This window comes from Brevinematales bacterium (assembly GCA_026415355.1).
In the GTDB taxonomy this organism is placed as follows: domain Bacteria; phylum Spirochaetota; class Brevinematia; order DTOW01; family DTOW01; genus SKYB106.
This window is the reverse complement of record JAOAHF010000005.1, coordinates 20935-46116: the sequence shown is the minus strand read 5'-3', so window position 1 is coordinate 46116 and position 25182 is coordinate 20935. Positions and strand designations below refer to the sequence as shown.

Genomic DNA, 25182 nt, shown 5'->3' with positions numbered 1-25182 from the left:
AATATGGCAAAATTTTCAGGTTTTTACTCAAGTTAACATAATATTTATTATCGGAAATAAATATAAAGAATCTTAACTTCATATATCTAGAGTTTTAATCTCTTATATCCGTTGTAACTAAGCTAGGAGCAAATTTGATAACATCTTCAACAAAAACTGGTATCTTATATCCCATCCTATGAAGAAGAACATCTATGAAATTATAATCATCTTGAGTATCTAACGTGACTCTTATATCTTGGAAGTTACCATATTCATACACAGGTTCCAAAACTTTGAATATCTTTCTGTTTTTGTATATATAAGGAGTTACATGTTCTCTATCATATTCGTCGATCGCAAGCTTCGAAGACATAACTAATGCTTCAAATTTTATAACTTCAACACCTGTACCCAAAGGTATCCCCAGAAAATGAGTTAAATCTGCCTTATCTTTTAAATGTATTTCTACTACTTTGTCTATATACCTGGGACATGTTAGTGGATTATCTGCTGTTATTCTTACAACATGATCAACATCATCAAAGACACTAACACAGTTTACAAATCTATCAAGTACGTCTTCATCAGAACCTGCAACCACATTAACATCATTAAACTTACTCATTACGAAAGACGAGATAATACCAAAAGATAAATGATTGGTAGCCACAACTATATTATCTACTAGCTTCGAATGTTTAACCTGCCTTATAACTCTCTCAAGAACTGTTGTACCATCTGAAAATCTAGCTAAAACTTTGAAAGGAAATCTATCCGAATTTACCCTTGCTTGAATTACACCAAGTATCATAAATCACCTACTTAATCTCAATAACTTGCTTCGTCGCAACTAGGTATCCTTTTTCTGTCTTTAAAAATACTTCACCGTTCTCATTAAGCCTAACACCAACAACCTTATCACTATAAGAGTTACCTGTATCACCATCCATCCACTCAATAACCTTGGAAATCATTGATAAAGAACTATTTATTGAATTCTGAGAAACTAAAGACAAAATGTTATTGTTTAGAGTGCTTAATTCTTTGAGAGTAGTAAGCTGAGCCATCTGAGATATAAAAGTTTTATCGTCTATAGGATTGGTAGGGTCTTGAGTTTTAAGTTGAGTAGTTAGTATCTTAAGGAAATCCTCTTCTCCAAGTGTGTTTTTACTTCCTTGTTTATTCACCTTTAGCTCTTCGTTAAGTCTTCTTATTTCCTCTTTAGTAGCTTTATCAAGATCAACCTTCTTTGAGATCATATCAAGACTGTAATTACTATTTATTATCATATCTGACCCCTCCTAATAAGGAATTTCGGATAATACTCAAAACCTTTTAGTTTATTAGTATCCGAAAACATAACATTACTACCTTAACAAATTATTCCCCACCATAGTCTCAGCATCGTCGATATACTTTACAGTTTCTTTTACCTTCTCTAACCATTTCTCAGTAGTGTAAGGCTTTATTCTACCGTTAAACAATCTATAAAGATCATGAATAAAGAAACCATTAGGTGGGAAATATGAATAGTGAGTTATAAACATTTTCAATCTACTTGAAAAGGTATCCAGAGGATCCTGATTACCTCTGTTCAATATACTATCTATAATGTTACCAAATACAATATTTGTATCAAGATTATATACATATCTTAGATAGTATTCTCCGGCACTTTCGTACATACTGTCACTATAAAACTCATAAAGCATATAAAAGGAATAATCAATCCCTGCATCTCTAAACATAAATAGATCCTGGCCATGTTCTCTACCAGCATTCCACCCCAACATGAACGCAACAAGCGGTTTACTTATGCCCATCCTCATAAGATGATTTCTTATACTTCTGATAATCCTACTAACTCTAACTGCTTGGTACCATCTAAAAAGACTTCTCAGACTTTCATTTCCACCAACAACTTTTATAAGGCCCTCATAACTCAACTTAGAAAAATCAACATTTACTATGTCAGAAAGATCCATCATAGAGAGAACCTCAGAATAAAACTCAGGTATAAGCTCATATCCCCCGTAGTCCCCTACCCTAATAAAATCAAGTCCCAAGAAATCTATATAATCCTTCCTACCAATATAGGTAAGAATATCAATTATATCATTTACGCGGTTTGTTGAAAGAACAGAAGTAAACTTGTATTCTTTTGATATTCTACCATTTCTGTAAGTTATTATTGGTCTATAACCTTTGAAAATATCTTTATCATTCTGACCAAGTGTAAGAAAACACATCACATAAGCACCAGTTTGAATACCTTTATCTTTTAGGTACTTCAGAACAGTAAGATTAGACAATGGAGTTGAGTACCACACATTTCTTTTGTCCTTAAGATAGGTAGTTTGTCCACCTAACATAAGAAAAGTATTTAGATTTGCTTCAAGCATCAATCTGTATATTGAATCAGCAACACTTCTATAAGACTTAGTACCTGGTTTCTTCATCTGCACTTTGAAGATACTGACATCATCTTTCATAGTAGATAACCTAGCTTTAAAATCAAGATTCCTAATATCCATATTCTCCTCAAAAGTCAAGACTTTGAGAGGTTCCAAAAGCTTAGCCTGCTGCCTTGACTGTAACAAAACGTTGGTTTTAAATAAAACTTCATCAACATTCTTAATCACCACATCGTAAAACCCACTTTTCATACCATATCTTGGTACAAACAAAAATACCATCTGATTACTAAATACCTTAGGCTTTACAAACTCCCTACCTAAAAGATCTGAAACTATTCCATCATCTTTTAAAACTATCAAACGATAATCATCTACTTTACTCTTTAAACATCCACTCCGGAAACTAGCAACAACCTTAATGTAGTCATAATGTAGAATCTCAGTAGAGTTTATACTAAAAATAATATCTCCCATCGAAGCACGAACAATAGCAAACAAAAGACAAAATGAAGCAATGTGCCTAAACATATATTGAAATTGTCGGAGTTATTAAACAAGACTGTAGACAACTATGTAAACTATACTTGTCTAGATAGTACTACAGATATTATAATTTTATAGATATGACTAAGAGGTTTACTGTTGTTACCCATGGATGTAAACTCAATCAGTTTGAAAGTGCTGCCATATCAACAAAGCTTTCAAACATAGGAATAGTATATACTGAAGACTACAAAAGCGCAGACATCGTTATCTTCAACTCATGTACTGTAACTAATACTGCAGATAAAAAAGCAATAAAGTTCATAAGGCAGATAGAAAGACTTAAAAATAACAAAGATATAATCTTTATAGTTACTGGATGTTTAGCACAAACAGACAGAGAAAAAATCCTTGGAATGAATGGAATAAATCTTATAGTCGACAACAAGCTTAAACACAAAATACCTGAGTTTGTTGATTACTACCTAAAAAATGGAGTTTTTGAGACAGGCAAAGTAAAGGTAACTAGAAGCGATAGATTCGAATTTGAACCAGAATCCTTTCCGGGGAGAACTAGAGCTTTTCTTAAGATACAAGATGGATGTAACAGAATGTGCTCATTTTGTAAGGTACCTTTCGCAAGGGGGGGCAGCATTTCACTTGAAACAGACGAGATCATAAGAAGATTCAAAAGATTGCTTGACTTAGGATACAAAGAAATAGTATTAACTGGAGTTAATATAACCAGCTACTATTGGTCTGGAAATACACTCAAAGATCTAATTAAACTCATACTTGATGTAAAAGGTGAATATAGGATCAGACTATCATCAATAATGCCGGATGAATTTGACACAGAAATACTTGAGTTTACAAAAGACGGTAAGTTATCACCACATCTACACATATCGATTCAGAGTGGATCTGATAGGATAATCAAAATGATGAAAAGGCACTATACATCCTCAGACGTAATAAAGATAGCAGAAAAAGCAAGAAAGTACGTTTCTGACTTTGGTTTTAGTGGTGACGTAATAGTAGGATTTCCTGGAGAATCAGAAGAAGATTTTCAAAACACAATCAAAACAGTAAGGAATGTAGGCTTCTTTAGACTTCACATATTTCCATTCTCTCCTCGAAAAGGCACTCCTGCATCCGCATTTCCAGATCAAGTAGACTACAATACAAAAAAAGAAAGAGAACACATACTAACCGAAGTAGTAAAAGAACTATCTACCAAGTTCAAAACTAACTTCCTAGGCAAAAAGCTAAGAATACTGCCCGAAGAATACTGTGAAGAAGGCGTATACGGATACGCTGATAACTACTTGCGAGTATTGTCTAAAAATCCAACACTAAAAAGAAATGAATTTAGCTATGTTGAAATTACTGATATCAACAAGGACGACGTAACAACAGTTATATCAAGTTGAAAGATCTACAAACTAATATTGGCCATCGTTAATTTGCAACAATTTGAGAATTACAATAAACAACATATAAACTTACATAGTATGGTTAATATAATAGAGAAATATAAGTCATTTCGTGCTGAAAAGCTAAACAACCTAAAGAATCTATTTGAAGAGTTAGGCAAAGGTCAAAAGCCTCATACTTTATTCATAAGTTGTTCTGACAGTAGAGTTATACCTGAACTAATAACAAATTCAAACCCAGGAGAGCTATTTGTAATCAGAAACGTCGCAAATATAGTTCCGAAATACGATAATAGTGATATATCAGCTACTGTATCATCAGCAATAGAATACGCTGTAAACGTTCTAGAAGTACAAAATATTGTTGTATGTGGTCACCACAATTGTGGAGGATGTGCAGCATTACATCTAGAAGAAGAAAAACTCAACGATAAGCCAAATTTAAAAAAATGGGTATCTCTATCGAAAGATGTTGGCCAAAAAGCACGGGAAATAGTAAAAGATGATCCTCACAAACTTGCAATTACCACTGAACAGTTAAACATAGTAAAACAATTAGAAAATCTTATGACATATCCTTTCATAAAGGAAAAGGTCCAAAACGGAAAGCTCAAGATATACGGTTGGTACTATGTAATATCAACTGGCGAAATATTGAATTACAACTACGAAAAGCAAGTCTTTGAACAAATAACCTAAGTTACAAGGTTTTTACAGAAACTCCACGAAGTTACAATCTTACACTTCCGGTTGTATATCATTTAGACTCATACCATTTGCAATTAGAGTGTCGTTATAATCTTCAACAAAACCTATAAGTTCATATATCCTTACAGGCATCTTCTTACCTTTTACTCTTATAAGGTCAAGTTCTCTTGCTATAACTCTATCCTTTACTTTTTCATAGGTATACTCACTTATTATAATACGAGTATGGAAGAGCTTGTTAACACCTTCAAGTCTAGATGCTAAATTTACGCTATCTCCCATTGCCGTGTAGTTTTTCTTTTTAGTTGATCCCATGTTTCCTATAGTTGCTATTCCTGTGTTTATACCTATACCTATCTCTATCTGCTTGTCGGGTGGTAGCGTTGAATTTATTTCTTCAAGTGCTTGCAGCATCTCCAGGCTTGCTTTACAAGCTCTATAAGCATGTTCTGGATCATCAAGAGGCGCTCCCCAAAACGCCATTATAGCGTCACCTATATACTTATCAACAGTTCCTCTGTTATCCATTATTATGTCAGTCATTCTTGAAAGATATCTATTTATTAAAGAAACTAATTCTTGCGGAGAAAGACCTTCTGAAAGCGACGTGAATCCCCTAATATCAGAAAAAAATATAGTAACTTCTCTATCTTCACCACCTAAAGTTAGTTTTTCAGGATTTTTAAGTAATAGGTTTACAACCTCTGGAGATACATAACTATCTAGCATACTTTTTATCTGTAATCTTTGAGCTCTTTCCCTAGATATTATAAAAACTTGTCCACCTATGTAAGATGTAATAAAAGCGAGACCAGGGGTAAGTACATCCAGAAGATAAGCATTCGTTGAAATTGGCTTTAAGAAAGGTATAATAGTACCTTGTGAAAAAATAAAATAAGAAATAAAAACAAATAGAAACATTACACCTATAGCTTCAGCTAGTACAAGTATTATTCTTTTTGTTAAAACTAATATCAAAACTGCAATAAAAGCCATTACTAAAGATATTAGTACAACAACACTTCTTGGAACAACCCTAACAAATCCAGGATACCCTTGGATATTAGCCATTATTACGTTATTCATGGCATTTGCTATATGCTCTATACCATACATATTATCAGCAATTGGTGATTTCCATACATCACCATATCCATATGCTAGCATACCTATCATGAGTACCTTACCATCTACAAAGTTCCCTATTCCTCTTATTCTTGGCAAATCGGAGAGAGAAATAGTTCTTATAAACCCACTTCTAGATAGCTTTGTACTTCTTGACACATAATTAACAAAGAAGTTATTGTACTCATCAATAGGTATAAAAACATCTCTCGTTTCAAAACTTCCATCAGGGTATTTGACTTTTGCGTCTTTTATCACAATCTTTTCACCAAGATATACTATTACGTTCGATAAAGAAACTTCATAGTAACTACATAGTAGTATAAGCAGAATACTTGGATAATAATCGCCATTATATTCTAGAACCATAGGAAAAACATTGTACGTCTCAGCAAATACATTATATTTAGAAATATTTGCATATCCAACTCCATATGATCTTTCTGATATCTCTCTTATAGGCAGGTTACCTCTGGATGGAGAGTTTACAAAACTTCCTGATTTACCTTTCACATTACTTCTAGGAATAGTAAACTTTTTCAAAGGTTTCAGTTTTTCTCTATTTACTTGACTGTCTAATGGTAGTCCTTCCTCTCCTAACTCTTCAAAAACAAACATATAGTCAAAAGCTACTCTTATTCTATCCTTAGCTTTTTCAAGAATGCTTATAAATGCTTTATCTTCTTTTTCTGTTGAGTATTCAGAGAAGACAATATCAAAAAACACTATGTTAGGTTTCTTATTGTTGGTTATTGAATACAAAGGCTTTAGAACATAATCACCGTAATAACTTCTAGGAAATGGAAATTTACCTAATACCGACAAAGACTTATCATCAATGCCAACTATTACTATATCCTCTGTAAAGAAACTTATTCCTTCGAACTCTCTTTTTTGAACTCCTTCGGAAATTACATCAGTTGAGACTTCTCTGAAGTGGAAGAAAGCATTAAATATAGTATCTTTCACTCTAGACAAAGGTCCTTCAACGAGAATAAAAGATAGTAATACACTCAACAAACCTATAGAAACTAGGATAATTAAATCTTTTAATGACTTCTTCATAGACAAATAATAAAATATACCAGTAACTATTTCAACAAAACCACTTTTAAGATCTGAAATATCAAAAGAATAAATTGAATTTAGTTGATGATCGTAATCAAGTAAACTAAAAGAAATAAGAGAGGGGGAATACCCCCTTGATTAACTAGACATCAAAGTAGAGAACAAATTCGTAAGGATGAGGTCTCTGCGCTATTGCTTTTACTTCAGCATTCATCTTATACTCTATCCATGTTTCTATAACATCCTTAGTAAATACATCACCTTGGAGTAAAAACTCGTGGTCGTTTGCTAGTGCATTAAGTGATTCTTCAAGCGAACCTGAATATTGAGGTATCTTTGCCTTTTCCTCTGGTGGTAGATCATATATGTTTTTATCAATTGGTTCTCCTGGATCTATTCTATTTCTTATACCATCCAATCCAGCCATCAGCATTGCTGCAAATGCTAGGTACGGATTAGAAGTTGCATCAGGTGGTCTGTACTCAATTCTCTTAGCTTTTGGAGATGTAGAATAGACGGGTATTCTAACAGCTGCACTCCTGTTTCTTGCAGAGTATGCAAGATTTATTGGTGCTTCGAATCCTGGAACTAGTCTCTTGTAAGAGTTAGTTGAAGGATTAGTAAACGCTGCAACTGCCTTTGCGTGCTTGAGTAGACCTCCAATATACCATAAAGCTTCTTGAGAAAGTCCTGCATACTTATCTCCTGCGAACAAGTTTTTGCCGTCTTTCCAAATACTCTGATGTGTATGCATACCTGTACCATTATCTCCAAAGATGGGTTTTGGCATAAAAGTAACAGTTTTGCCTCTTTTCCAAGCAACATTCTTAAGGACATACTTAACCTTCAGAACATTATCAGCAGTTTTTGTTAGAGTATCAAACCTAAAATCGATCTCACCTTGTCCCGCTGTAGCTACCTCATGGTGATGTGTTTCAACTCTTATACCTATTTTCTGCAATATAATTACAGCCTCGTTCCTCAAATCTTGTAATGAATCGTGAGGTGGAACTGGGAAGTACCCCTCCTTATGTCTTATCTTATAACCTCTGTTGAAAGAACCATCAATATTCCTCTCGTTTCCACTATTCCATATCGCTTCATCAGAATCTATGAAGTAATACCCGCTGTGAGAGTTCTGATCAAAATATGCTTTATCGAAGACAAAGAATTCAAGTTCTGAGCCAAAGTACGCAGTATCACCTATGCCCGTTGATTTTAGATACGTTTCAGCTTTTTTAGCTATATGTCTTGGATCTCTTGTGTAATCCTTACCAGTTAATGGATCTTTAATATCGCAGAAGAATATAAGAGTTTTGTGCTCCGCAAATGGATCGACAAACGCCGAAGTGGGATCTGGGGTTAGAAGCATATCGCTTTCGTTTATAGATTGCCACCCTCTTATTGAAGATCCATCGAATCCAAGTCCTTTGTCAAATACATCTTCGTCGATCTCACTAGCAGGTATTGAGAAGTGTTGCCAAAGGCCTGGAAAATCCATAAACCTAAGGTCAATAATCTCAATACCCTGATCTTTGATGAATTTAAGGGCTTCGTTTTTGTCCTTAAACATACTCTATACCTCCTTAAAGATTTTCTAAATCTAAATGTTTATATAGCGCTATTTCCACTTTCACCGGTCCTTATCCTATAAGCGTTACTAATATCATAAACAAATATTTTTCCATCACCTATTTCACCGGTCTTTGCTGTCTCAATTATAGTTTTAATAACTTTATCAACCATATCATCAGTTACAACAACTTCTATCTTAACTTTTGGTAAAAACCTGACCTCATATTCCTTTCCTCTGTATATCTCAACATATCCTTTTTGTACACCGAATCCTTCAACTTCTGAAACCGTCATACCCTTTATACCTACTTTTATCAAAGCATCCGTAACATCTTCAAGTTTAAAAGGTTTAATTATAGCTTCTACTTTTTTCATAAAATACCTCCTATTTATACATGTAAATTATATGCTTTCTCACCATGTTCACTTCTATCAAGTCCTATAATCTCAGAGTCTCTGCTTACTCTCAATCCATCAATAGCTTTCACGACAAGCATTATAATCAATGTAACGATGAAAGTATAAACTATCACAACACCAACTGCAATCAACTGGGTAACAAGTTGTTGTGGATTACTGTATAGTAACCCCTTTCCAGCTTGGTTTATTGATGGATCAGCAAATACACCAGTAAGTATTGATCCTATTATTCCAGATACCCCATGTATACCAAATACATCAAGAGCATCATCATAACCTAAAGCAGGTTTTATATAAGATATGAATAGAGGTGGTATAATACCTGCAAGTAACCCTATTATTATACCTGAACCTACGTTAACAAAACCAGCTGCTGGTGTTATAGCAACTAATCCAGAAACTATACCTGACGCTAAACCTAGAACAGTCGGTTTGCCATTTATAAGTCTCTCTGTAACTATCCAAGATATTCCAGCAACAGATGTTGCTAAGGTGGTATTTGTAAAAGCTATAGTAGCAAGCTCATTAGCAGCTAATGCTGAACCTGCATTAAACCCAAACCATCCAAACCATAGTAATCCAGCACCTATTGCTACTAAAGTTATATTGTGAGGTAGTAATACTGGATCCTTTCTTCTACCTAATACTATTGCACCAGCAAGAGCAGCAATACCTGCATTTATGTGTACAACTGTTCCACCGGCGAAATCGAGTGCTCCTAGAGAATATAGAAATCCACCACCCCATACCCAATGAGCAATCGGTACATAAACCAAAGTTAGCCATAGTACAGAAAACAATATCCAGGATGAGAATTTTATTCTTTCAATGAATGCCCCACTTATAAGCGCCAGGGTAATAGCAGCAAACGTCAGTTGAAATACGACAAAAATATACTCAGGTATAGTACCTAAAACACTACCGCTAACCCCATTAAGTAAAACTTTTGAAAATGTTCCAATAATACCAAGAGTATCACCACTAAAAGATAGTGTGTATCCGTAGATTGTCCACACAACACTAGCAATCGCAAACGCACTAAACGACATTGCTATAGTGTTCAAAGCGTCTTTTCTCCTGGCCATACCACCATAAAATAAAGCAAGACCAGGTACTGTCATTAACATAACTAATGCAGTAGCTACTATCATCCAAGCTGTATCTCCAGTGTCAATTTTTGGACTTTCTGACTGATCTTGGGCAAAACTATAAATCGCAATTCCCAAGACCAAAATCACAGTTAAAACCCGCAATATATTTCTCATAGGCTTCGTACCTCCTAATGCCTATTTGAGTACAAAAAACGTGCCGTTAATATAACACCTATGCCAAAAATACCATAACTTCTATAAGTAAACACTATTGTCGAAAGTATTTACGATATCTAAAAAACCAAATGACATTGCCTAAACTACAAGCATAAATAGGAATATTGCCTAATAAATAGGCAACAACTAAAAACAAGCACAGATTCTAATTATATTTATCAAAGTACTCACAGTTTCTACTTGGAACTACTGAAAGCTATAGGGTAATTGTCAATCTTATTTTGGTTTTTAGTGTATTGCTAGTTAACTCTGATTACAGCTTGTATTTCTTTATATATGAGAAAAGTGTATTTCTATTTATTCCTAGTATCTTGGATGCCTTTAGTTTATTCTTATTCGTTCTTACCAAAAGCTGGTTTAGGAGTGTCTTTATTACAGGAGATACAATCTTTTCGTAGAGATTACTTTCACTGTCAATATCATTTGATTGTATAAACTCTGTTATGGCTTCAGATATTTTTTCTTCATAATTCATTTTCGATGTAGTTTTGTTAAATATGTACCTTGGTAATAAAGATTTAGATATAACTCCATCAGTTGACATAACTACCGCTTGTTCAACAACATTTTCAAGCTCCCTCACATTTCCAGGCCAGTTGTGTAACGTAAGGAGTTCTATAAACTCTTTGTCGATCCTACTAATGTTCTTGTTGTGCTCTCTTGCAAACTTTTTTATAAAGTGATCAACTAGTAACGGTATATCTTCTATTCTCTCCCTCAACGGCGGTAGTGTTACTTTAACCACATTAAGTCTGTAGTACAAATCCAACCTAAATTTACCTTCTTCAACTAGTTTCTCAAGGTTTTTGTTCGTTGCGGATATAAATCTAACATCAACCTTAACTGGCTTTCCACCTATAGGTTCGACTTCCTTTTCCTGTATAACTCTCAGTAACTTTGCCTGAAGTTGGATAGGCATATCCCCTATCTCATCTAGAAACAAGGTGCCTCTATTTGCCATAAGTATTTTACCATCTCTATCTACTGTTGCTCCTGTAAATGACCCTTTTTTATATCCAAACAATTCACTCTCTAGTAGAGTTTCAGGAATGGCAGCACAGTTTATAACTACAAATGGACCATCCCTTCTATCACTTGCGAAATGAATTGCTCTTGCTACTAGTTCCTTACCAGTACCAGACTCTCCTTCTATGAGCACTGTTGAATTAGTTTTCGAAACAGTACTTATAATATCAAAAACTTTCATCATACTTTTGGAGTTGCCAATTATGTTATAAATACTATACCTTTTTGAGAGTTGCTCTCTTAGAGAAATATTTTCGTTTATCAACTCCTCTCTTTCTTTCTTTAGTTTTAAGTATCTTAAAACAGATATAGCTATAAGATCAGATATCTCGTTCAATATCTTCTCTATAGTCTTGAATTCTTCAAGGTTTGAGAACTCTCTTTCGACAGTGATAACACCTAGTATTTCATCACCAAACTTTATGGGATTTGCAAAGAAAGATATAATTTTACTTTTGTGTCTTCTAGCTCTTGTCTTGTTGAGAAATCTCTTATCTTCCCATATGTTGGGCACTGATATAGGTTTTGACGTCAAAGCGACTGTACCAACTATACCTTCACCTAGTTTATATACTCCCCTCCTTATCTCATCTTCTGTAAGACCAAAACTGTTTGTTATCCTTATTTCGTCTTTCTGTTCGTTTATTAAGAATATCATTCCTCTTTCAATACCTGCGGTGTTTACCAAAAAGTTCATCAGCTTTGTAAACAGAGTATTCAAGTCATCAATATTTTGAAATATCTTATACACAGAGTATAGAGACTTATAGAATTTTATCTCATATTCCTTAGATTGTAGTTTGTAATTGTAATTAACGAATCTCGAGATCAAAGGTATGAGAAGGTTTAAATTCTCAATATCAATCTTAGTATACTTATCCTTTTGTTTACTTTCCAGGTTTACAATTAAGATAACTTTACCTTCATCAGATAGTATGGGAAATGCTATATCAGACTTTTTGATATCCTCAACAGGTATGTAGAACTTGTCAGTTTCAGTATCATCCGATATATAAATTGACTTATTTCTGTAAACCCATCCAACTATACCTTTATCAGGGGCTAGATAATAGTTTTCCTTTATTAGAAACTTAAAGTTACCGTCTGTTTTCTCGACATAGTACTTAAGCTCAAGTCCTTTCTTCTCAAAAGGATCTGGAAAGTAAAGACCTCCTATTTCTGATTCAGTTATCTTCACAAGAAAGATAAGTAATTTCCTAAAAAATTCTTCACTGTTTGAGTAGTTAGGGGACAGTATATCTACCAATTCTTGAACATCAAAGATTCTGTCTTTCATACCACTTAAGGAATTTCAAGCATTCTTTGTATAGGCACAAGTGCTTTTTTTCTTATTTCTTCAGAGACAGTTATAACATACTTTTCCTCTTTTAACGAATTCAAAACCTTATCAAGAGTTATTTTTTTCATATACTCACATATCATACTTTCGCTAACTGGGTAATATTTGGCATTCGGCTTGAACTTTTTCATTCTATGTAATACACCTATCTCAGTTGCTACGACAAACTCGTCTTTCTGTGAGTTCCTAACAAAATTTACCATACCTTCTGTGGATAAGAAATACATATTTTGAGAGCTTATATCCTTACTTTCAACATAATAAAAACAACTAGTAGTACAACCACATTCAGGATGTATAAGAAAATCTGCATTAGGATGTTTTCCTCTAATGCTTTCTATGTCCGAAGGTCTAACATTAGCATGTACGTGACATTCTCCAGCCCATATATGTATTTTCCTACCAGTTACTCTTGCAACATAGCTTCCGAGAAACATATCAGGCAAAAAGAGTATTTCCTTATCCACAGGAATAGAATTTACAACTTTAACAGCATTAGAAGAGGTACAGCAATAATCACTTTCAGCTTTGACTTCAGCAGTAGTATTTATGTAAGACACAACAACAGCACCAGGATGTTTTTTCTTCCATTCTCTCAATTCTTCAGCAGTAATGCTATCTGCAAGAGAGCAACCAGCCTCAAGGTCAGGAAGTAATACTTTTTTATCAGGGTTTAGTATGTAGGCAGTTTCGGCCATGAAATGAACCCCACAAAATACTATTATGTCGGCGTTTGTTTCCTTTGCTTTTATCGATAGACCCAATGAATCACCTACGAAATCAGCTATGTCTTGTATTTCTCCTATTTGGTAATTGTGTGCTAGTATTACTGCGTTTCTTTCTTTCTTTATTTTTAATATTTCTTCGACTATTTCTTTTTTTGTTTGGTTTGTGCTTGTGTTTGTTTTCATATGATAAATATTTAACTAATTTTTTTTTTGGTTTCAAGGTTGAGTTTGGTTTTTGTTTTGTTGTTTTTTTCTTTTTTACAAACAAGTTAACATAATTTAAAAACTTACTAAAAAATACTTACTCTCTAACATCGTAATTACTTAACAGACTATTTTACTTATTGTTTTGATTAAAATCTTATTCTGGTTTGTAGTTCCTACAGTTATACGGTAGAATGTCTCATCATAGCCGAAAGACTTAAGGTTTCTTATCAATATACCATGATTAAGTAACTTTTCATCAAGTTTCTGAGGCCCTCTTATGAATACAAAATTTCCGTAAGACTCTTCAAGAACCCATATACCTAACTTTTTCAAACTCTTTTTCATTTTTTCTCTATCATTCACTATTTGTCTGAGCACTCTCGAATAATATTCATTATCAAGGAGTGCTTGCTTTACTACTTCTGAAGCAAAAAGTGATAAATTAAACGGCATTCTGACTTTCTCATAGATTTTCGTTATACTACTAGAGCAAACACCATACCCAATTCTAACTCCTGCAAGTCCGTATAACTTCGAAAACGTTCTAGTAACAACAAGGTTATCGTATTTATTAATTAGTTCTATAGAGTTCCAATACTTATCTTCAGGGACAAATTGAAAATATGCTTCATCTAAAATAAACAATGTATTCGGACTTATGCTGCCTAATATCTTTTCTAAACACTCTCTATTTGTTATAACACCCGTAGGATTATCAGGAGATGGAAACACAACAATCTTCGTAGAAGGTCTTATTGAACTCAATATATTTTCACAAGATATTGAAAAATTTTTACCTCTTCTAGCTTCTATAACCTCAGCTCCAACTATAGACGCTAGTATTTTGTAGTAAGTAAATGTTTTTTCAAGAGTGACTATTGAAGAATTTTCATCCAAAAATATAAAAAACAAATATAAGAAAATTTCGTCAGAACCATTACCAAGTATTATGTTATCAACGGAAACTTTATTATGATCAGATAAAATTTCCTTGAGCGAAAAATAAGAAGAATTTGGATACTTATAAGCATCTTTAGAAATCTTCCTGATTAACTCCCTAACCTTTGGTGAAGGACCATAGTTATTCTCATTAGAAGATAGCCTTAGCTTGCAAGAAACATCTTTTGTACCACTTACATAATTTGGTATCTTAGCTAAGTTACGTAAATACATCATGCTCCTCTATATATTCTCTCTATTTCATCTCTAACAGATATACTTCTATCCTGAACTATCTTAATCTTCCCTTCAAATATCACACCTTGTTGGATTATTATTTCAGGTGTTGTGATATCTCCATAAACTCTACTAGTTGGTAAAAGCATAACTCTAACCTTCGCATCTATATTACCAATCAAAATACCCTCCACAATAACACTCATAGCAGATATATTACTTTTGACCTTACCTTTAACTCCTATAGTTACCTGAGATACCTTCAACATCTCACCTTCAAATTTCCCATCAATCCTAATACTACCATTGACCATAAACCTTCCTTCAAAGAAGGAATTCTCACCTATTACTGTATTATAAACTGTTGTCCTAACATCAGCCATCTTAACCTCCTAAACTCCTACTACCCCTATGTAGTTTCTAAATTCAATTACAAACTTGTACATATCCTTTATAGCATCGATTGCTTCTATATTGTTTATAACTTTATTCTGATCAGAATCAAACTCTATCAAAAAATGTGGTTCTAGTAATATACCATCAGAAGTTGGATTCTCAAGAATACTCTCTAAGAATTCTTGTATCTCCTCAAAAAATTTGTCTATGTTAAACAAAAGCTCTCTAAACCTCTTCCTCCTCAACTTCTGCATCTCAGAGATATAAGCATCACTATCACTTCTACTAATATTTTCAATCAATTCAACATATTTCGAAAACAACATTTGAACTCTCCTAAACTCAGAAAAGAAGTAATCTAGTTTGTGTTGATAAGAAAAAATAACTTTAAGATACTTAGTAGTAAATAAAGGTAAGTATTCTCTCTCGAAAAAATCCATATAACTATTTACATCAACCAATTCCTTGTCACTTATGTGTGGAGATGGAGAAATTTTAGGTATTGTTTCAAGTATATCAAAAGAGATTTCAACCTGCTCGATTTTGTCTTCTCTAGTACTAAATTCATATTTCTTAAGATCTTCTTCAGTAAATGTACCTTCATCTATTTTCTTTAAATCCTTCATAACTAAAACAAGAGATGCCTTTATACTCTCTTGTCTTCTTGGATCTTTAGCAAGTGCTAGCGCGCTTTCTAACATTTTTTTTATGTTGTTTATTCTTTCACGTATCTTGTAAACATCCATTGTAGATATATTTTATATGGATTCTTAGTAATTTTTCTATTTTGTAAATGGTTGTTTGGAGGTTGCTGTTTTTTGTGCTGTTTTTTTTTAAAGCACATAAGTTAACATAATTTGTATAGACATACAAAGAAATTCAGTAAATTAAAAAAAGTGTCACATTATATTGAGTGATTTATATCAACTAAAATATTGACATAATGTTTTCAAATTTGTATATTTAATTTATGTTAGATGATGGAAAAAGTTGTAGAAAACCAAATTATGCTGGATCTTTTTATCCATCTGAAAAATTTAAACTTGAAGAAATAATTAGAAACTACATAGAAGAATCAGATATACCGAAGGAAGTTGAAGAGAAAAAAATAATAGCAATAATATCGCCACACGCTGGTTATAAGTATTCAGGTATAGTAGCAGCTCACTCTTACAAAGCTATTAGAAATAAAAGCTATGATGTTGCAATAATACTTGCTCCAAGTCATCATTTCTATTTACACTTTTTCATAGTTGATGATAGGAAATATTATCAAACACCACTTGGCCCTCTAAAAGTTAACAAAGATATTACTGAATTTTTAAGAAACAAACAGGGATTTGAAGTATCCTATAAAGTCCAAGATGAAGAACACTCGCTAGAAGTACAACTACCATTTCTGCACTACATATCTGACGGTAAAATTGAAATAGTACCTATACTCTACGGTGAAGAAAACAGAATATTTATGACGACAATGACTGAAGTTCTAGACGAGATTTTCGAAAAATTTAAGGATCTAAAAATACTAATAGTTGTATCAACAGATTTATCACACTACCACCCATACAAAGAAGCATATATCATCGATAATAGATTAATAGAGATACTAAGAGAAAAAGATTTTGAAGCATACATAAGTATGCTAAACCAAAAGAAAATAGAAGCATGTGGTGCAGGCCCTCTCGGAACCTTCTTGTATATGGCAAAAACAAAAAACAAAGAGATAAACGTACTAAAGCTATTAAATTCTGGAGACACTAGCGGTACCAAAGACTATGTTGTAGGCTACCTATCAGCAATAATGTACTAAACTACAAAACTTCTTTGTATATTTTCTCAATACTATCCCTTGAAGGGACATAAGGAGAATTGCTAAGAGAAGTAGTCATATAAGACACAACATCATCAGCCAGATACTTTATGTCTGATTTTTGAACCCCGAAATCCGACAACCTCTTGTTTAGATCAAGATATGAAAGTAAATATTCAATAGCATCAAGTATTGTGTGCATTATAGAAAAGTCGCTATTACCTTTGACTTTTATTCCCATAGCATCTGCTACTTCTCTATATCTATCAACAGCAAAAAGAAAACTATGCTCCACAACTTTTTTAAACACTATTGCTAACCCTTGACCATGAGATATATGGGGGAATCTAGCACTAATAGGATGTTCAAGAGCATGCATAAGCCCTACTCCGCTAATATCTATTGCAAGACCAGAAAGAACAGAAGCAAATTGCATATCTCTTCTAGCTTCTAGATTAGAACCATTATTATAAACTTTGAATATATTGTTAATTATAATCCTTATAGCTTCTCTAGAAAGAGATTGTGTAACAAAATTAGACTTTTTACTCACCATACATTCAATAGCATGAGACAAAGCATCCACAGCAGTAATTCCTGTCAAGTACCTATTCATTGTTAAAGTCATAGATGGTATTATAAGAGCATACTCTGGGTACAAAACATCCATCTTTATAGATCGTTTTTGAATTTTTTGAATATTTGTTAAAACGGCTACTTTATTAACCTCACTACCAGTACCAGCAGTAGTAGGCACAGCAATTATGGGTATGGCCTTTTGAAGTGTTTCTTTGCCTTCAGCATAATCCCAAATGTCAACTCTCGGATTAGACATCTTAAGAGATAATCCTTTTGCACTATCTATTACACTACCACCACCAATCGCAACTATTACATCAAATTCATATGCCTTAACTTGTTCATAAATTCTATCGATAAGCTCAGTAGTAGGATTAGGAGTAATCTCTGATACAATAGTGTATTCTTTGCCAAGTAAATAAAAAAACTTCTCTATTTTCTGATAACCATCTGAAAACTTAAGGTGATTTTTACCAGTAAGCACCAAAAATCTATTATACTTATCAAATGCCTCAACTCCATCGTCTAAACTCGATAAATCAAAAAGTATTTTAGTCTTACTAAAAGAAATAAATTTCATATGTACTATTATCAAGGAAAATAAAAGATAATAACAAATAAGTTGAAAAAAAAAACATCTCTTATTCTAAATAAAGATAATCTCCAGAAGGAGCAAAAAATGGAAACTACAAAACTTTACATCATAATGGAAATCGATAATGTTATATATGACTTTGGAAACTACTACCTAAAAACAGTAGACTATATAGGGTCATTTGTAAACGAAAATTTTGGACTTAACAAAGATGAATTCCTAACATTTTTCATAAAAAAACTAACAACTAAAACATTCATAAACAACGATTACTTATTCATAACTTATGAAGTACTAAAAGAACACTTAAAAAAGCAAATCACTTTCAGCAGTAATAATTCAAAAGTATCGTTTATAAACACACTGCGAATGAAATTCAACCAAGGGCGATTAAAAAATCTTAAGTTTCTCAATGGAGCACTAACACTTCTAAAAAAACTCAAAGATATGGGAATAATCATAATAGGTTTTACAAACTCTCCATCAAGAGTCACAAAACAAAGAATAAAATTACTTGATATAGACAGGTACTTTGATACTATATATGCACTTCAAGATAACTTTCTAAATCAAAACGAAAACAATGAAGATTTTGAAGATACTTCAGTAGCAAGCATATGGTACCAAGCAATTTGTAATAATGTATCTTCTCTAATATGTGATATTATGGAATTTCCACCAACATACCAGAAACCATCAAAAAGAGGATTACAGAGAATAATAGAAGAAGAAAAGATACCAACTACAAACTTGATAGTCTTCGGAAATTCAGTAGAAAATGACATACTTCCAGCCAAAATGTTAAATCTAAAAACCATACTTTTTAACACCAAGATCAAAATACAGAATAGAAACATAATATCAAAGTTTTTAAAGGAAATGAACGCAAAAAGCTTAAGAAAAATCCTTAACTTACCTAAAAATGAAAAACTATTAAAGCAAATAGACAAACTAATAACAGTAACATCTCTATCAGACTTATTATACTTCGTTGAGAACATAAGAGTAAAAACATAATTATTCAAAAAGTCTATACAACTCCGGCTGTATAGGAGGTACATCTATGCCTATACTCTTTTTAGATTTAACCTCAAAACTAACATAAGGTTCAAAAAAAGCAAAGTTTCTAACTTCATCCTTATACAACCTAATACCCCCGCTTAACGAAGCAATCCAATCATAAAGATCTCTTAAAATAGATATCGTAACCCCCGTGTTTTTGAAGAGCGTTCTTCTAAGGGCATTTATATCAAAAATATTTATAGCATCAACTATATCCTGAATAATATTAACCTGGGGTACATTGTATCTTAAAGCATACTCGGGAACATATCTGAAAATCTTGTTGTTAACTATACTAGTTGATAAAGCAAAACTCCAATTTTCATCAATATTCCCCCCAATAGAAAAAGAAAGAGAAAAACGATTATTTATTGGATTAACGTAGTCAAAGAAAAGTTGATAATTTATGTTAATGAAATTTACTTTTTTTATAAGATACAGTAATGATAAATCCCTAACAGATAAACCACCCGACATACCAACACCTACAGGATCAAACACCACAATATCGTTAGAAAGCTTTACTCTATAAGAAATACTATAATTAAACAAAGGACCAAAAGAAATATTTACACCTATAGGGTTGGAAATCTTATTAGTCCAATAACTTTTATCCTCTTTGTACTTAATCTCACTCTTCAGGTAAAGTAAATTATAAGACAAAGCTGTGGAAAGTATAACAGAAGAAAAACCAACGAAATTTAGAAGAGAATTCGAAAGCACGGTTAAATCTAAAAACCTAAAATAAACGCTACCAGATAAATTATGAGCAATTACATTATCAACATAAGGATCCTCTTCTGGAGATAAAAACTTTGGTAATGTAAGTCTGTAAGATACATTATGAGATACAGAAACTCTAGGTTCAAAAAAAACAAAAGTACCTTTAAAAAATCCGTCGGACAAACTCGCAGAGCTTGATATACCCAGTGTAGCCGAAGAATTAAGATCATCTTGTTTTTTTCTATTTATGTTATCCGTCCTAGTCCATATATTATTATTTCTTATCCCTGTCGAAGAACTTATCGAAAGTACGTTATTAAAAAGTCCTAATAAAGCAGATATGTTGACTAACTCAGTATGAGTAAAAGTATCTTCTATCGGTGTTCCATCCTCTACCTTATAAACAGAATTAGGTACAACAGAAACAGAAGCAGACGGAGAAACACTAAACTGAAGCCACTTAAAACTAGAAATATTTGTCATAAACTTCGCAGAATATCCATACTGTACCAAATTAGTTGTACCGCTAATACCCACAAAATTAGAACCTAAATTAGTGTTATTAGTAAGATCTGTTATGCTAACAAAACGAATAAGATTAGTGCTGACAAAAAAATTAGTAGAGATGTTTGTAATAATACTAATCACATAGTTTGTATTGCTTCCAACACGGTTTGTAATAAAATTTGTTAAGTACATCGTTTGTACAACAATTAGATTTGTATTAAAGTAGTTAGTTCCTATCACAAATTCATTTGTAGTATATTTCGAGAATATTCTAGGCTGAGTAACATTATCCTTTAAAGAAACATTAGTATAACTCTTCTCATATGTATACGAAATAAAATTACCAAGATTAGCCGAATAATACAAATATGGTCCCGATAACCTCTGTAAATCATACCTGTAATAATCATTTTCATACTTATTAGTCTTATTTTTCACTATAACAACACCAAAACTATTAGTATTAGTAATACTATAACCAGATCTAAGTTGATAAACCCAATCGATACCTAAATTCAAAGACGATATACCATATTGATAAGATATTTTCAAATTTCTTGATACACTCTGCTTAGGACCAGGAAGAGACCAAAATAGGTTCTCATTAGGAAAAATAAATCTTCTAACATCAAACCTCTCACGACGTGATGAAAACTTTGAAGGTAAAAACGGATCATTTAAATTTTCAGTTGAAAAACTCACTGAAGTACCACTAACGCTATAGTTAAGCTTAAGGTTATAATACCATCCAAACGTTCTGTACTCCCTATAATCATTTTTTCCATACTGATCTATGAAATTAACTATGTAACTTCCCTTCTGTTCATACTTTTTGTCATACTCAAGATCAACTATAAGATTCACATTCAAGTTCGATAACAAAGGTATACTAGGTACTTCAAAACCTAAGTATTCTCCAAGTTTCTCATAGTGATCAAACTTCACTTTGAGTCTCGGAAAAAATCTCTCACCCCACCAGTTCCTAGGATAGAATGTGTTCTGGATGTAAAAACCTATACTTCTTTCAACACCAAAATCTGTAAATATATCTGTATACCTATAAAACTCTAGATAAGTAGGAAAATAAAGAAAAGACCCAACACCAACACTATAGGAATTATTAACAGATAACAGATAATCTCCTCTATAATACCAAACTCTAAAAGCACTAACCTTATATGTAGGAAAAAGCAAATCACTCTTTGTGAAAAACACATTCTCAAAAAAATACCTATTACTATCCAACTGCTTCATGATATCAGCATAGTAAAATTGATCATCAAGCTTTGTTCTAGCTTCATAAAGAGATATCTTACCAGTACTTAGATCGTAAAAGAACTTTTCTCCTTCAAACAAATCTTTACCACTAACAAACCTAACATCACCTTCACCTACTATCTCTCTCACAGTATTGTCAATAAGAAAGACAGTAATAGACTTGCACTTGAGTTTTTTATCCTGATAGACAGCATTTACACCACCTCTGAAAAATATTATTGAAACATTACTCTTTGAAGAAACCTCAATACTATCAAAACTTCTTACAACAACATATTTATTCAAATCCACATTACTTATATCAATAATGTCATACGACTTTGAATACAAAATCCCTGGATACAAAACTTCTGCGTTTGCTTGAACATTCAAGCTTGAATTAGAAACTACATTAGTAAGTAAATTAGCGAAACCATCCAAACGATAAAAAATCAGTAATTTAAGTATTAAAAATACTAACAAAATAAATCGCATAAATCTCAGAAATTATCAAAAAACTAGCCACTCTCATTCAATTTATAAAGTAACTGAATCTCTCTCAACAATAGTCTAGGTTAGAAGTAAATGTCTGTATTATTCTAGGATTTCTTGAAGTGTTTTGTTTTCTAAAACAAGTTAACATAATTTTGACTCTCTCACAATAATTGCAAAACAACTATATACATTTTATTTTTATCAAGTAAATAGACAAAAGGTAAGAAACAGAGTTAAAATATTATGTATGAGAAGAGTTCTGGGAGGGGTATTTATATTCTTAATACTTTCAACTATGCTAACATATGCCTACTATCCCTTCCTATTAGGGTTTGATAACATTTTGTCTTCTATATTAAGAAGGATAGTCTATAATGTAAGGGTATTAGCAGGTGAAGAGAATACTCTCATCTGCATGGGGTTATTGATACTTGTTTTTATTCCTCTACTTTTCAAAAAACCCTTTTACTATTTTTTCAAGAATCTTCTGGGTGTAGAACTAATAACAATAAGTTGGTTAGGGATATATGGTATCTCAAACTCAAATAGCAAACCCTACATTATAGGGATGATACCCTATGATATATCAAATATACTCCTAACTTCATTTGGAATAACACTCTCTTACATTATTCTCTACTTATTATTCATAGTTGGAATTCTTCTAACCTTAACCTCCTACAAAAGCTTATCTAAGATATTATCTCTATTTCTAGCAGGAACAATCACAACCTTACAAAGAACCTATGAATTTCTAAAATCAATCTTCGAATATACGGAAACTCCGGATTTCGAAACCTCAGTAAGTAAAAACTCATCATCAAAAACCTCCTACTCTTCTAAAAACACATCATACAGGACAAACACTACAAGAAACAAAAATGAAAAGTTTATTGAGATAACAGAAATAGATGACGAAATGGAAAACTTCAAAGACTATAAACCCTTTAGTACTTTCAAAAATAGTCTAGACAACTTAGAAATAAACTCATACAATAAATACCAACACTATCAAAAACCTAAATACCTTCTAAATAACCAAGAAAAACTAGTCATAAGGGATGTAGAGATAATATCAACCAATACAAATCAAGATGAAGACCTTGAAGATACAATAAACACATATAACAATAAATACCATGAAAACAACTTCAAAGACATCATAGACGACATATCTGATGTTGAAGAAAATAACACAAAAGATAAATATTCTAAACAATCTACAACTTCAATGAAAGAGATATTCGAAGAAGGATTATTTACAGGTAACTATCCCCCACCCATTGAACTACTTGACAAGCCTGAAATAGATACTATAAATAGTTTAGAAATTCAGAGAGAAATAGAAGAAACAAAAAAGACAATAAAAGATACATTCAATGAATTTAAAATAGAGGCAGACATAGAAGGAGTTGTCAGAGGACCTGTTGTTACAATGTACGAAGTCAGACCTAAACCTGGAACAAAAATAACAAAAATAGTTAATATCTCTGACAACTTGGCACTAAATCTAGCTACATCTAGAGTTAGAATTGTTTATCCTATTCCTGGCAAATCTGTAATAGGCGTCGAGATACCTAATAAAGTTAGAAGAACAGTGAAAATCAGAGAAGTCTTGGAAAGCAAAGACTACAAAGAAACAAAAGCTAAACTCCCACTAATTATAGGAGTCGATATACACGGTAAACCTGTAGTAGAAGACCTAACTCAAATGCCACATTTACTCATAGCAGGATCAACAGGATCTGGTAAAAGTGTTTACGTTAATTCAATAATAGCAGGATTGCTATTCAACAAAAGACCAGACGAACTTAAATTTATAATGATTGATCTTAAGATAGTTGAACTCAAGATCTACAACGGTATACCCCATTTGCTTACCCCTGTCATAACAACACCATCTTTAGCTAAAGCAGTTTTAGAATGGCTTGTTGATGAAATGCAGTACAGATACAAAAAACTTGAATACCTAGGAAGCAGAGATATAGTGCAATATAATCTAAAAGTTAGTAAATTAAATGACGAAAGCTTAGAAAAATTACCCTACATAGTTTTAATAATAGACGAATATGCCGATCTAATGATGACATCACCAAAAGAAACAGAAGATTACATAACACGTCTTGCCGCAATGTCAAGAGCAGTTGGTATACACCTAATAATAGCAACACAAAGACCATCAGTCGATGTAGTTACAGGACTTATAAAAGCGAACTTTCCTGCAAGAGTTGCTTTTAGAGTTGCATCAAAAGTCGATTCAAGAACAATACTAGATACAATAGGAGCAGAAAAACTCCTAGGTAAAGGAGATCTCCTATTCACAAGTCCATCACATCCATCACTCCTTAGAGTACAAGGATGCTACATATCTAATGAAGAAGTCGAAAGAGTTGTAAACTATCTAATCCAACAAGATACTCCAAACTATGTTGACTTATCATCATTTCTTGAGATCACAAGCAAAGACGAAGAGTTAGAAGATTATGATGGAGAAGAATTTTCAGATGAACTTTACAATGAAGCTATCAAAATAGTTGTAAGAGAGAAAAAGGCTTCTGCCTCTTATTTACAGAGAAGGCTGAGAATAGGATATAACCGCGCTGCTAGAATGATAGAACGTATGGAGGAAGAAGGTATAGTCGGACCACAGCAAGGTAGTAAGCCTAGAGAAATATTCGTCGATGAATCTTATTTAGAAAGATTAGAATGATAATCT

At 32.7% G+C, this 25182-nt stretch carries 19 protein-coding genes; 5 read left to right on the top strand and 14 right to left on the bottom strand.

Features of this window, described 5'->3' with window-relative positions; genetic code table 11:
• Positions 1 to 94: 94 nt before the first annotated feature.
• The 3 genes from N2712_02780 to N2712_02770 all read right to left on the bottom strand — a co-directional run bounded on the left by N2712_02780 (position 95) and on the right by N2712_02770 (position 2927).
• Positions 95 to 793 carry a hypothetical protein gene (locus N2712_02780; GenBank protein ID MCX8028900.1) on the bottom strand — a complete coding sequence of 233 codons (699 nt, stop codon included), beginning with the start codon at positions 791 to 793 and terminating at the stop codon, positions 95 to 97.
• Between the two features lie 7 nt (positions 794 to 800).
• Positions 801 to 1271 carry a hypothetical protein gene (locus tag N2712_02775; GenBank protein ID MCX8028899.1) on the bottom strand — a complete coding sequence of 157 codons (471 nt, stop codon included), beginning with the start codon at positions 1269 to 1271 and terminating at the stop codon, positions 801 to 803.
• Between the two features lie 78 nt (positions 1272 to 1349).
• Entirely contained in the window at positions 1350 to 2927 is a 1578-nt protein-coding gene (locus N2712_02770; protein ID MCX8028898.1) for a hypothetical protein, read from the bottom strand.
• A gap of 95 nt (positions 2928 to 3022) precedes the next feature.
• Here N2712_02770 and mtaB point away from each other — a divergent pair, with 95 nt between their 5' ends.
• Both mtaB and N2712_02760 read left to right on the top strand, forming a co-directional pair.
• A complete protein-coding gene (mtaB, locus tag N2712_02765) occupies positions 3023 to 4315 on the top strand; it encodes a tRNA (N(6)-L-threonylcarbamoyladenosine(37)-C(2))-methylthiotransferase MtaB (protein ID MCX8028897.1) in 1293 nt (430 codons plus the stop codon).
• 81 nt (positions 4316 to 4396) lie between these two features.
• Positions 4397 to 5017, top strand: coding sequence for a carbonic anhydrase (locus N2712_02760; GenBank protein MCX8028896.1), 621 nt, complete (start codon positions 4397 to 4399; stop codon positions 5015 to 5017).
• Positions 5018 to 5056: 39 nt separating this feature from the next.
• Here N2712_02760 and N2712_02755 read toward each other — a convergent pair whose 3' ends face one another.
• The 9 genes from N2712_02755 to N2712_02715 all read right to left on the bottom strand — a co-directional run bounded on the left by N2712_02755 (position 5057) and on the right by N2712_02715 (position 16181).
• Positions 5057 to 7216 carry an adenylate/guanylate cyclase domain-containing protein gene (locus N2712_02755; GenBank protein ID MCX8028895.1) on the bottom strand — a complete coding sequence of 720 codons (2160 nt, stop codon included), beginning with the start codon at positions 7214 to 7216 and terminating at the stop codon, positions 5057 to 5059.
• 145 nt (positions 7217 to 7361) lie between these two features.
• Complete coding sequence (glnA, locus tag N2712_02750; protein ID MCX8028894.1) at positions 7362 to 8792, bottom strand: type I glutamate--ammonia ligase; 1431 nt, start codon at positions 8790 to 8792, stop codon at positions 7362 to 7364.
• Positions 8793 to 8830: 38 nt separating this feature from the next.
• Complete coding sequence (locus N2712_02745) at positions 8831 to 9169, bottom strand: P-II family nitrogen regulator (GenBank protein ID MCX8028893.1); 339 nt, start codon at positions 9167 to 9169, stop codon at positions 8831 to 8833.
• Between the two features lie 14 nt (positions 9170 to 9183).
• Positions 9184 to 10479, bottom strand: coding sequence for an ammonium transporter (locus N2712_02740; protein ID MCX8028892.1), 1296 nt, complete (start codon positions 10477 to 10479; stop codon positions 9184 to 9186).
• Between the two features lie 316 nt (positions 10480 to 10795).
• Positions 10796 to 12865, bottom strand: coding sequence for a sigma 54-interacting transcriptional regulator (locus N2712_02735; GenBank protein MCX8028891.1), 2070 nt, complete (start codon positions 12863 to 12865; stop codon positions 10796 to 10798).
• Positions 12866 to 12870: 5 nt separating this feature from the next.
• Entirely contained in the window at positions 12871 to 13839 is a 969-nt protein-coding gene (nadA, locus tag N2712_02730) for a quinolinate synthase NadA (GenBank protein MCX8028890.1), read from the bottom strand.
• Between the two features lie 141 nt (positions 13840 to 13980).
• Entirely contained in the window at positions 13981 to 15036 is a 1056-nt protein-coding gene (hisC, locus tag N2712_02725; protein ID MCX8028889.1) for a histidinol-phosphate transaminase, read from the bottom strand.
• Positions 15036 to 15422 (bottom strand): polymer-forming cytoskeletal protein, encoded by a 387-nt coding sequence (locus N2712_02720; protein MCX8028888.1) that lies wholly within the window; start codon positions 15420 to 15422, stop codon positions 15036 to 15038. Before N2712_02720 ends, hisC begins: the two co-directional genes overlap by 1 nt.
• Positions 15423 to 15431: 9 nt before the next feature.
• Positions 15432 to 16181, bottom strand: coding sequence for a hypothetical protein (locus N2712_02715; protein ID MCX8028887.1), 750 nt, complete (start codon positions 16179 to 16181; stop codon positions 15432 to 15434).
• 224 nt (positions 16182 to 16405) lie between these two features.
• Here N2712_02715 and amrB point away from each other — a divergent pair, with 224 nt between their 5' ends.
• Positions 16406 to 17248, top strand: a complete 843-nt coding sequence (amrB, locus tag N2712_02710; GenBank protein MCX8028886.1) for an AmmeMemoRadiSam system protein B — start codon at positions 16406 to 16408, stop codon at positions 17246 to 17248.
• Between the two features lies 1 nt (position 17249).
• On the opposite strand, the gene N2712_02705 is transcribed toward amrB, so the two are convergent.
• Positions 17250 to 18407, bottom strand: coding sequence for an iron-containing alcohol dehydrogenase (locus N2712_02705; GenBank protein ID MCX8028885.1), 1158 nt, complete (start codon positions 18405 to 18407; stop codon positions 17250 to 17252).
• A 99-nt stretch (positions 18408 to 18506) separates the two neighbouring features.
• Between N2712_02705 and N2712_02700 the strand changes: the two genes are divergently transcribed.
• Positions 18507 to 19439, top strand: a complete 933-nt coding sequence (locus N2712_02700) for an HAD hydrolase-like protein (GenBank protein MCX8028884.1) — start codon at positions 18507 to 18509, stop codon at positions 19437 to 19439.
• On the opposite strand, the gene N2712_02695 is transcribed toward N2712_02700, so the two are convergent.
• Entirely contained in the window at positions 19440 to 22466 is a 3027-nt protein-coding gene (locus tag N2712_02695; protein MCX8028883.1) for a hypothetical protein, read from the bottom strand.
• Between the two features lie 247 nt (positions 22467 to 22713).
• On the opposite strand from N2712_02695, the gene N2712_02690 reads away from it, so the two are divergent.
• Positions 22714 to 25176, top strand: a complete 2463-nt coding sequence (locus N2712_02690; protein ID MCX8028882.1) for a DNA translocase FtsK — start codon at positions 22714 to 22716, stop codon at positions 25174 to 25176.
• Positions 25177 to 25182 lie beyond the last annotated feature (6 nt).

Bases quoted from the DNA above. Each gene is read 5' to 3' on its own strand.
- N2712_02690 (MCX8028882.1), top strand. From the start codon at position 22,714: ATGAGAAGAGTTCTGGGAGGGGTATTTATATTCTTAATACTTTCAACT.
- N2712_02770 (MCX8028898.1), bottom strand. From the start codon at position 2,927: ATGTTTAGGCACATTGCTTCATTTTGTCTTTTGTTTGCTATTGTTCGT.
- amrB (MCX8028886.1), top strand. From the start codon at position 16,406: ATGTTAGATGATGGAAAAAGTTGTAGAAAACCAAATTATGCTGGATCT.
- N2712_02745 (MCX8028893.1), bottom strand. From the start codon at position 9,169: ATGAAAAAAGTAGAAGCTATAATTAAACCTTTTAAACTTGAAGATGTT.
- N2712_02700 (MCX8028884.1), top strand. From the start codon at position 18,507: ATGGAAACTACAAAACTTTACATCATAATGGAAATCGATAATGTTATA.
- N2712_02705 (MCX8028885.1), bottom strand. From the start codon at position 18,407: ATGAAATTTATTTCTTTTAGTAAGACTAAAATACTTTTTGATTTATCG.
- N2712_02775 (MCX8028899.1), bottom strand. From the start codon at position 1,271: ATGATAATAAATAGTAATTACAGTCTTGATATGATCTCAAAGAAGGTT.
- N2712_02695 (MCX8028883.1), bottom strand. From the start codon at position 22,466: ATGCGATTTATTTTGTTAGTATTTTTAATACTTAAATTACTGATTTTT.
- N2712_02755 (MCX8028895.1), bottom strand. From the start codon at position 7,216: ATGAAGAAGTCATTAAAAGATTTAATTATCCTAGTTTCTATAGGTTTG.
- N2712_02740 (MCX8028892.1), bottom strand. From the start codon at position 10,479: ATGAGAAATATATTGCGGGTTTTAACTGTGATTTTGGTCTTGGGAATT.
- N2712_02715 (MCX8028887.1), bottom strand. From the start codon at position 16,181: ATGGATGTTTACAAGATACGTGAAAGAATAAACAACATAAAAAAAATG.
- N2712_02720 (MCX8028888.1), bottom strand. From the start codon at position 15,422: ATGGCTGATGTTAGGACAACAGTTTATAATACAGTAATAGGTGAGAAT.
- N2712_02760 (MCX8028896.1), top strand. From the start codon at position 4,397: ATGGTTAATATAATAGAGAAATATAAGTCATTTCGTGCTGAAAAGCTA.
- glnA (MCX8028894.1), bottom strand. From the start codon at position 8,792: ATGTTTAAGGACAAAAACGAAGCCCTTAAATTCATCAAAGATCAGGGT.
- mtaB (MCX8028897.1), top strand. From the start codon at position 3,023: ATGACTAAGAGGTTTACTGTTGTTACCCATGGATGTAAACTCAATCAG.
- hisC (MCX8028889.1), bottom strand. From the start codon at position 15,036: ATGTATTTACGTAACTTAGCTAAGATACCAAATTATGTAAGTGGTACA.
- nadA (MCX8028890.1), bottom strand. From the start codon at position 13,839: ATGAAAACAAACACAAGCACAAACCAAACAAAAAAAGAAATAGTCGAA.
- N2712_02735 (MCX8028891.1), bottom strand. From the start codon at position 12,865: ATGAAAGACAGAATCTTTGATGTTCAAGAATTGGTAGATATACTGTCC.
- N2712_02780 (MCX8028900.1), bottom strand. From the start codon at position 793: ATGATACTTGGTGTAATTCAAGCAAGGGTAAATTCGGATAGATTTCCT.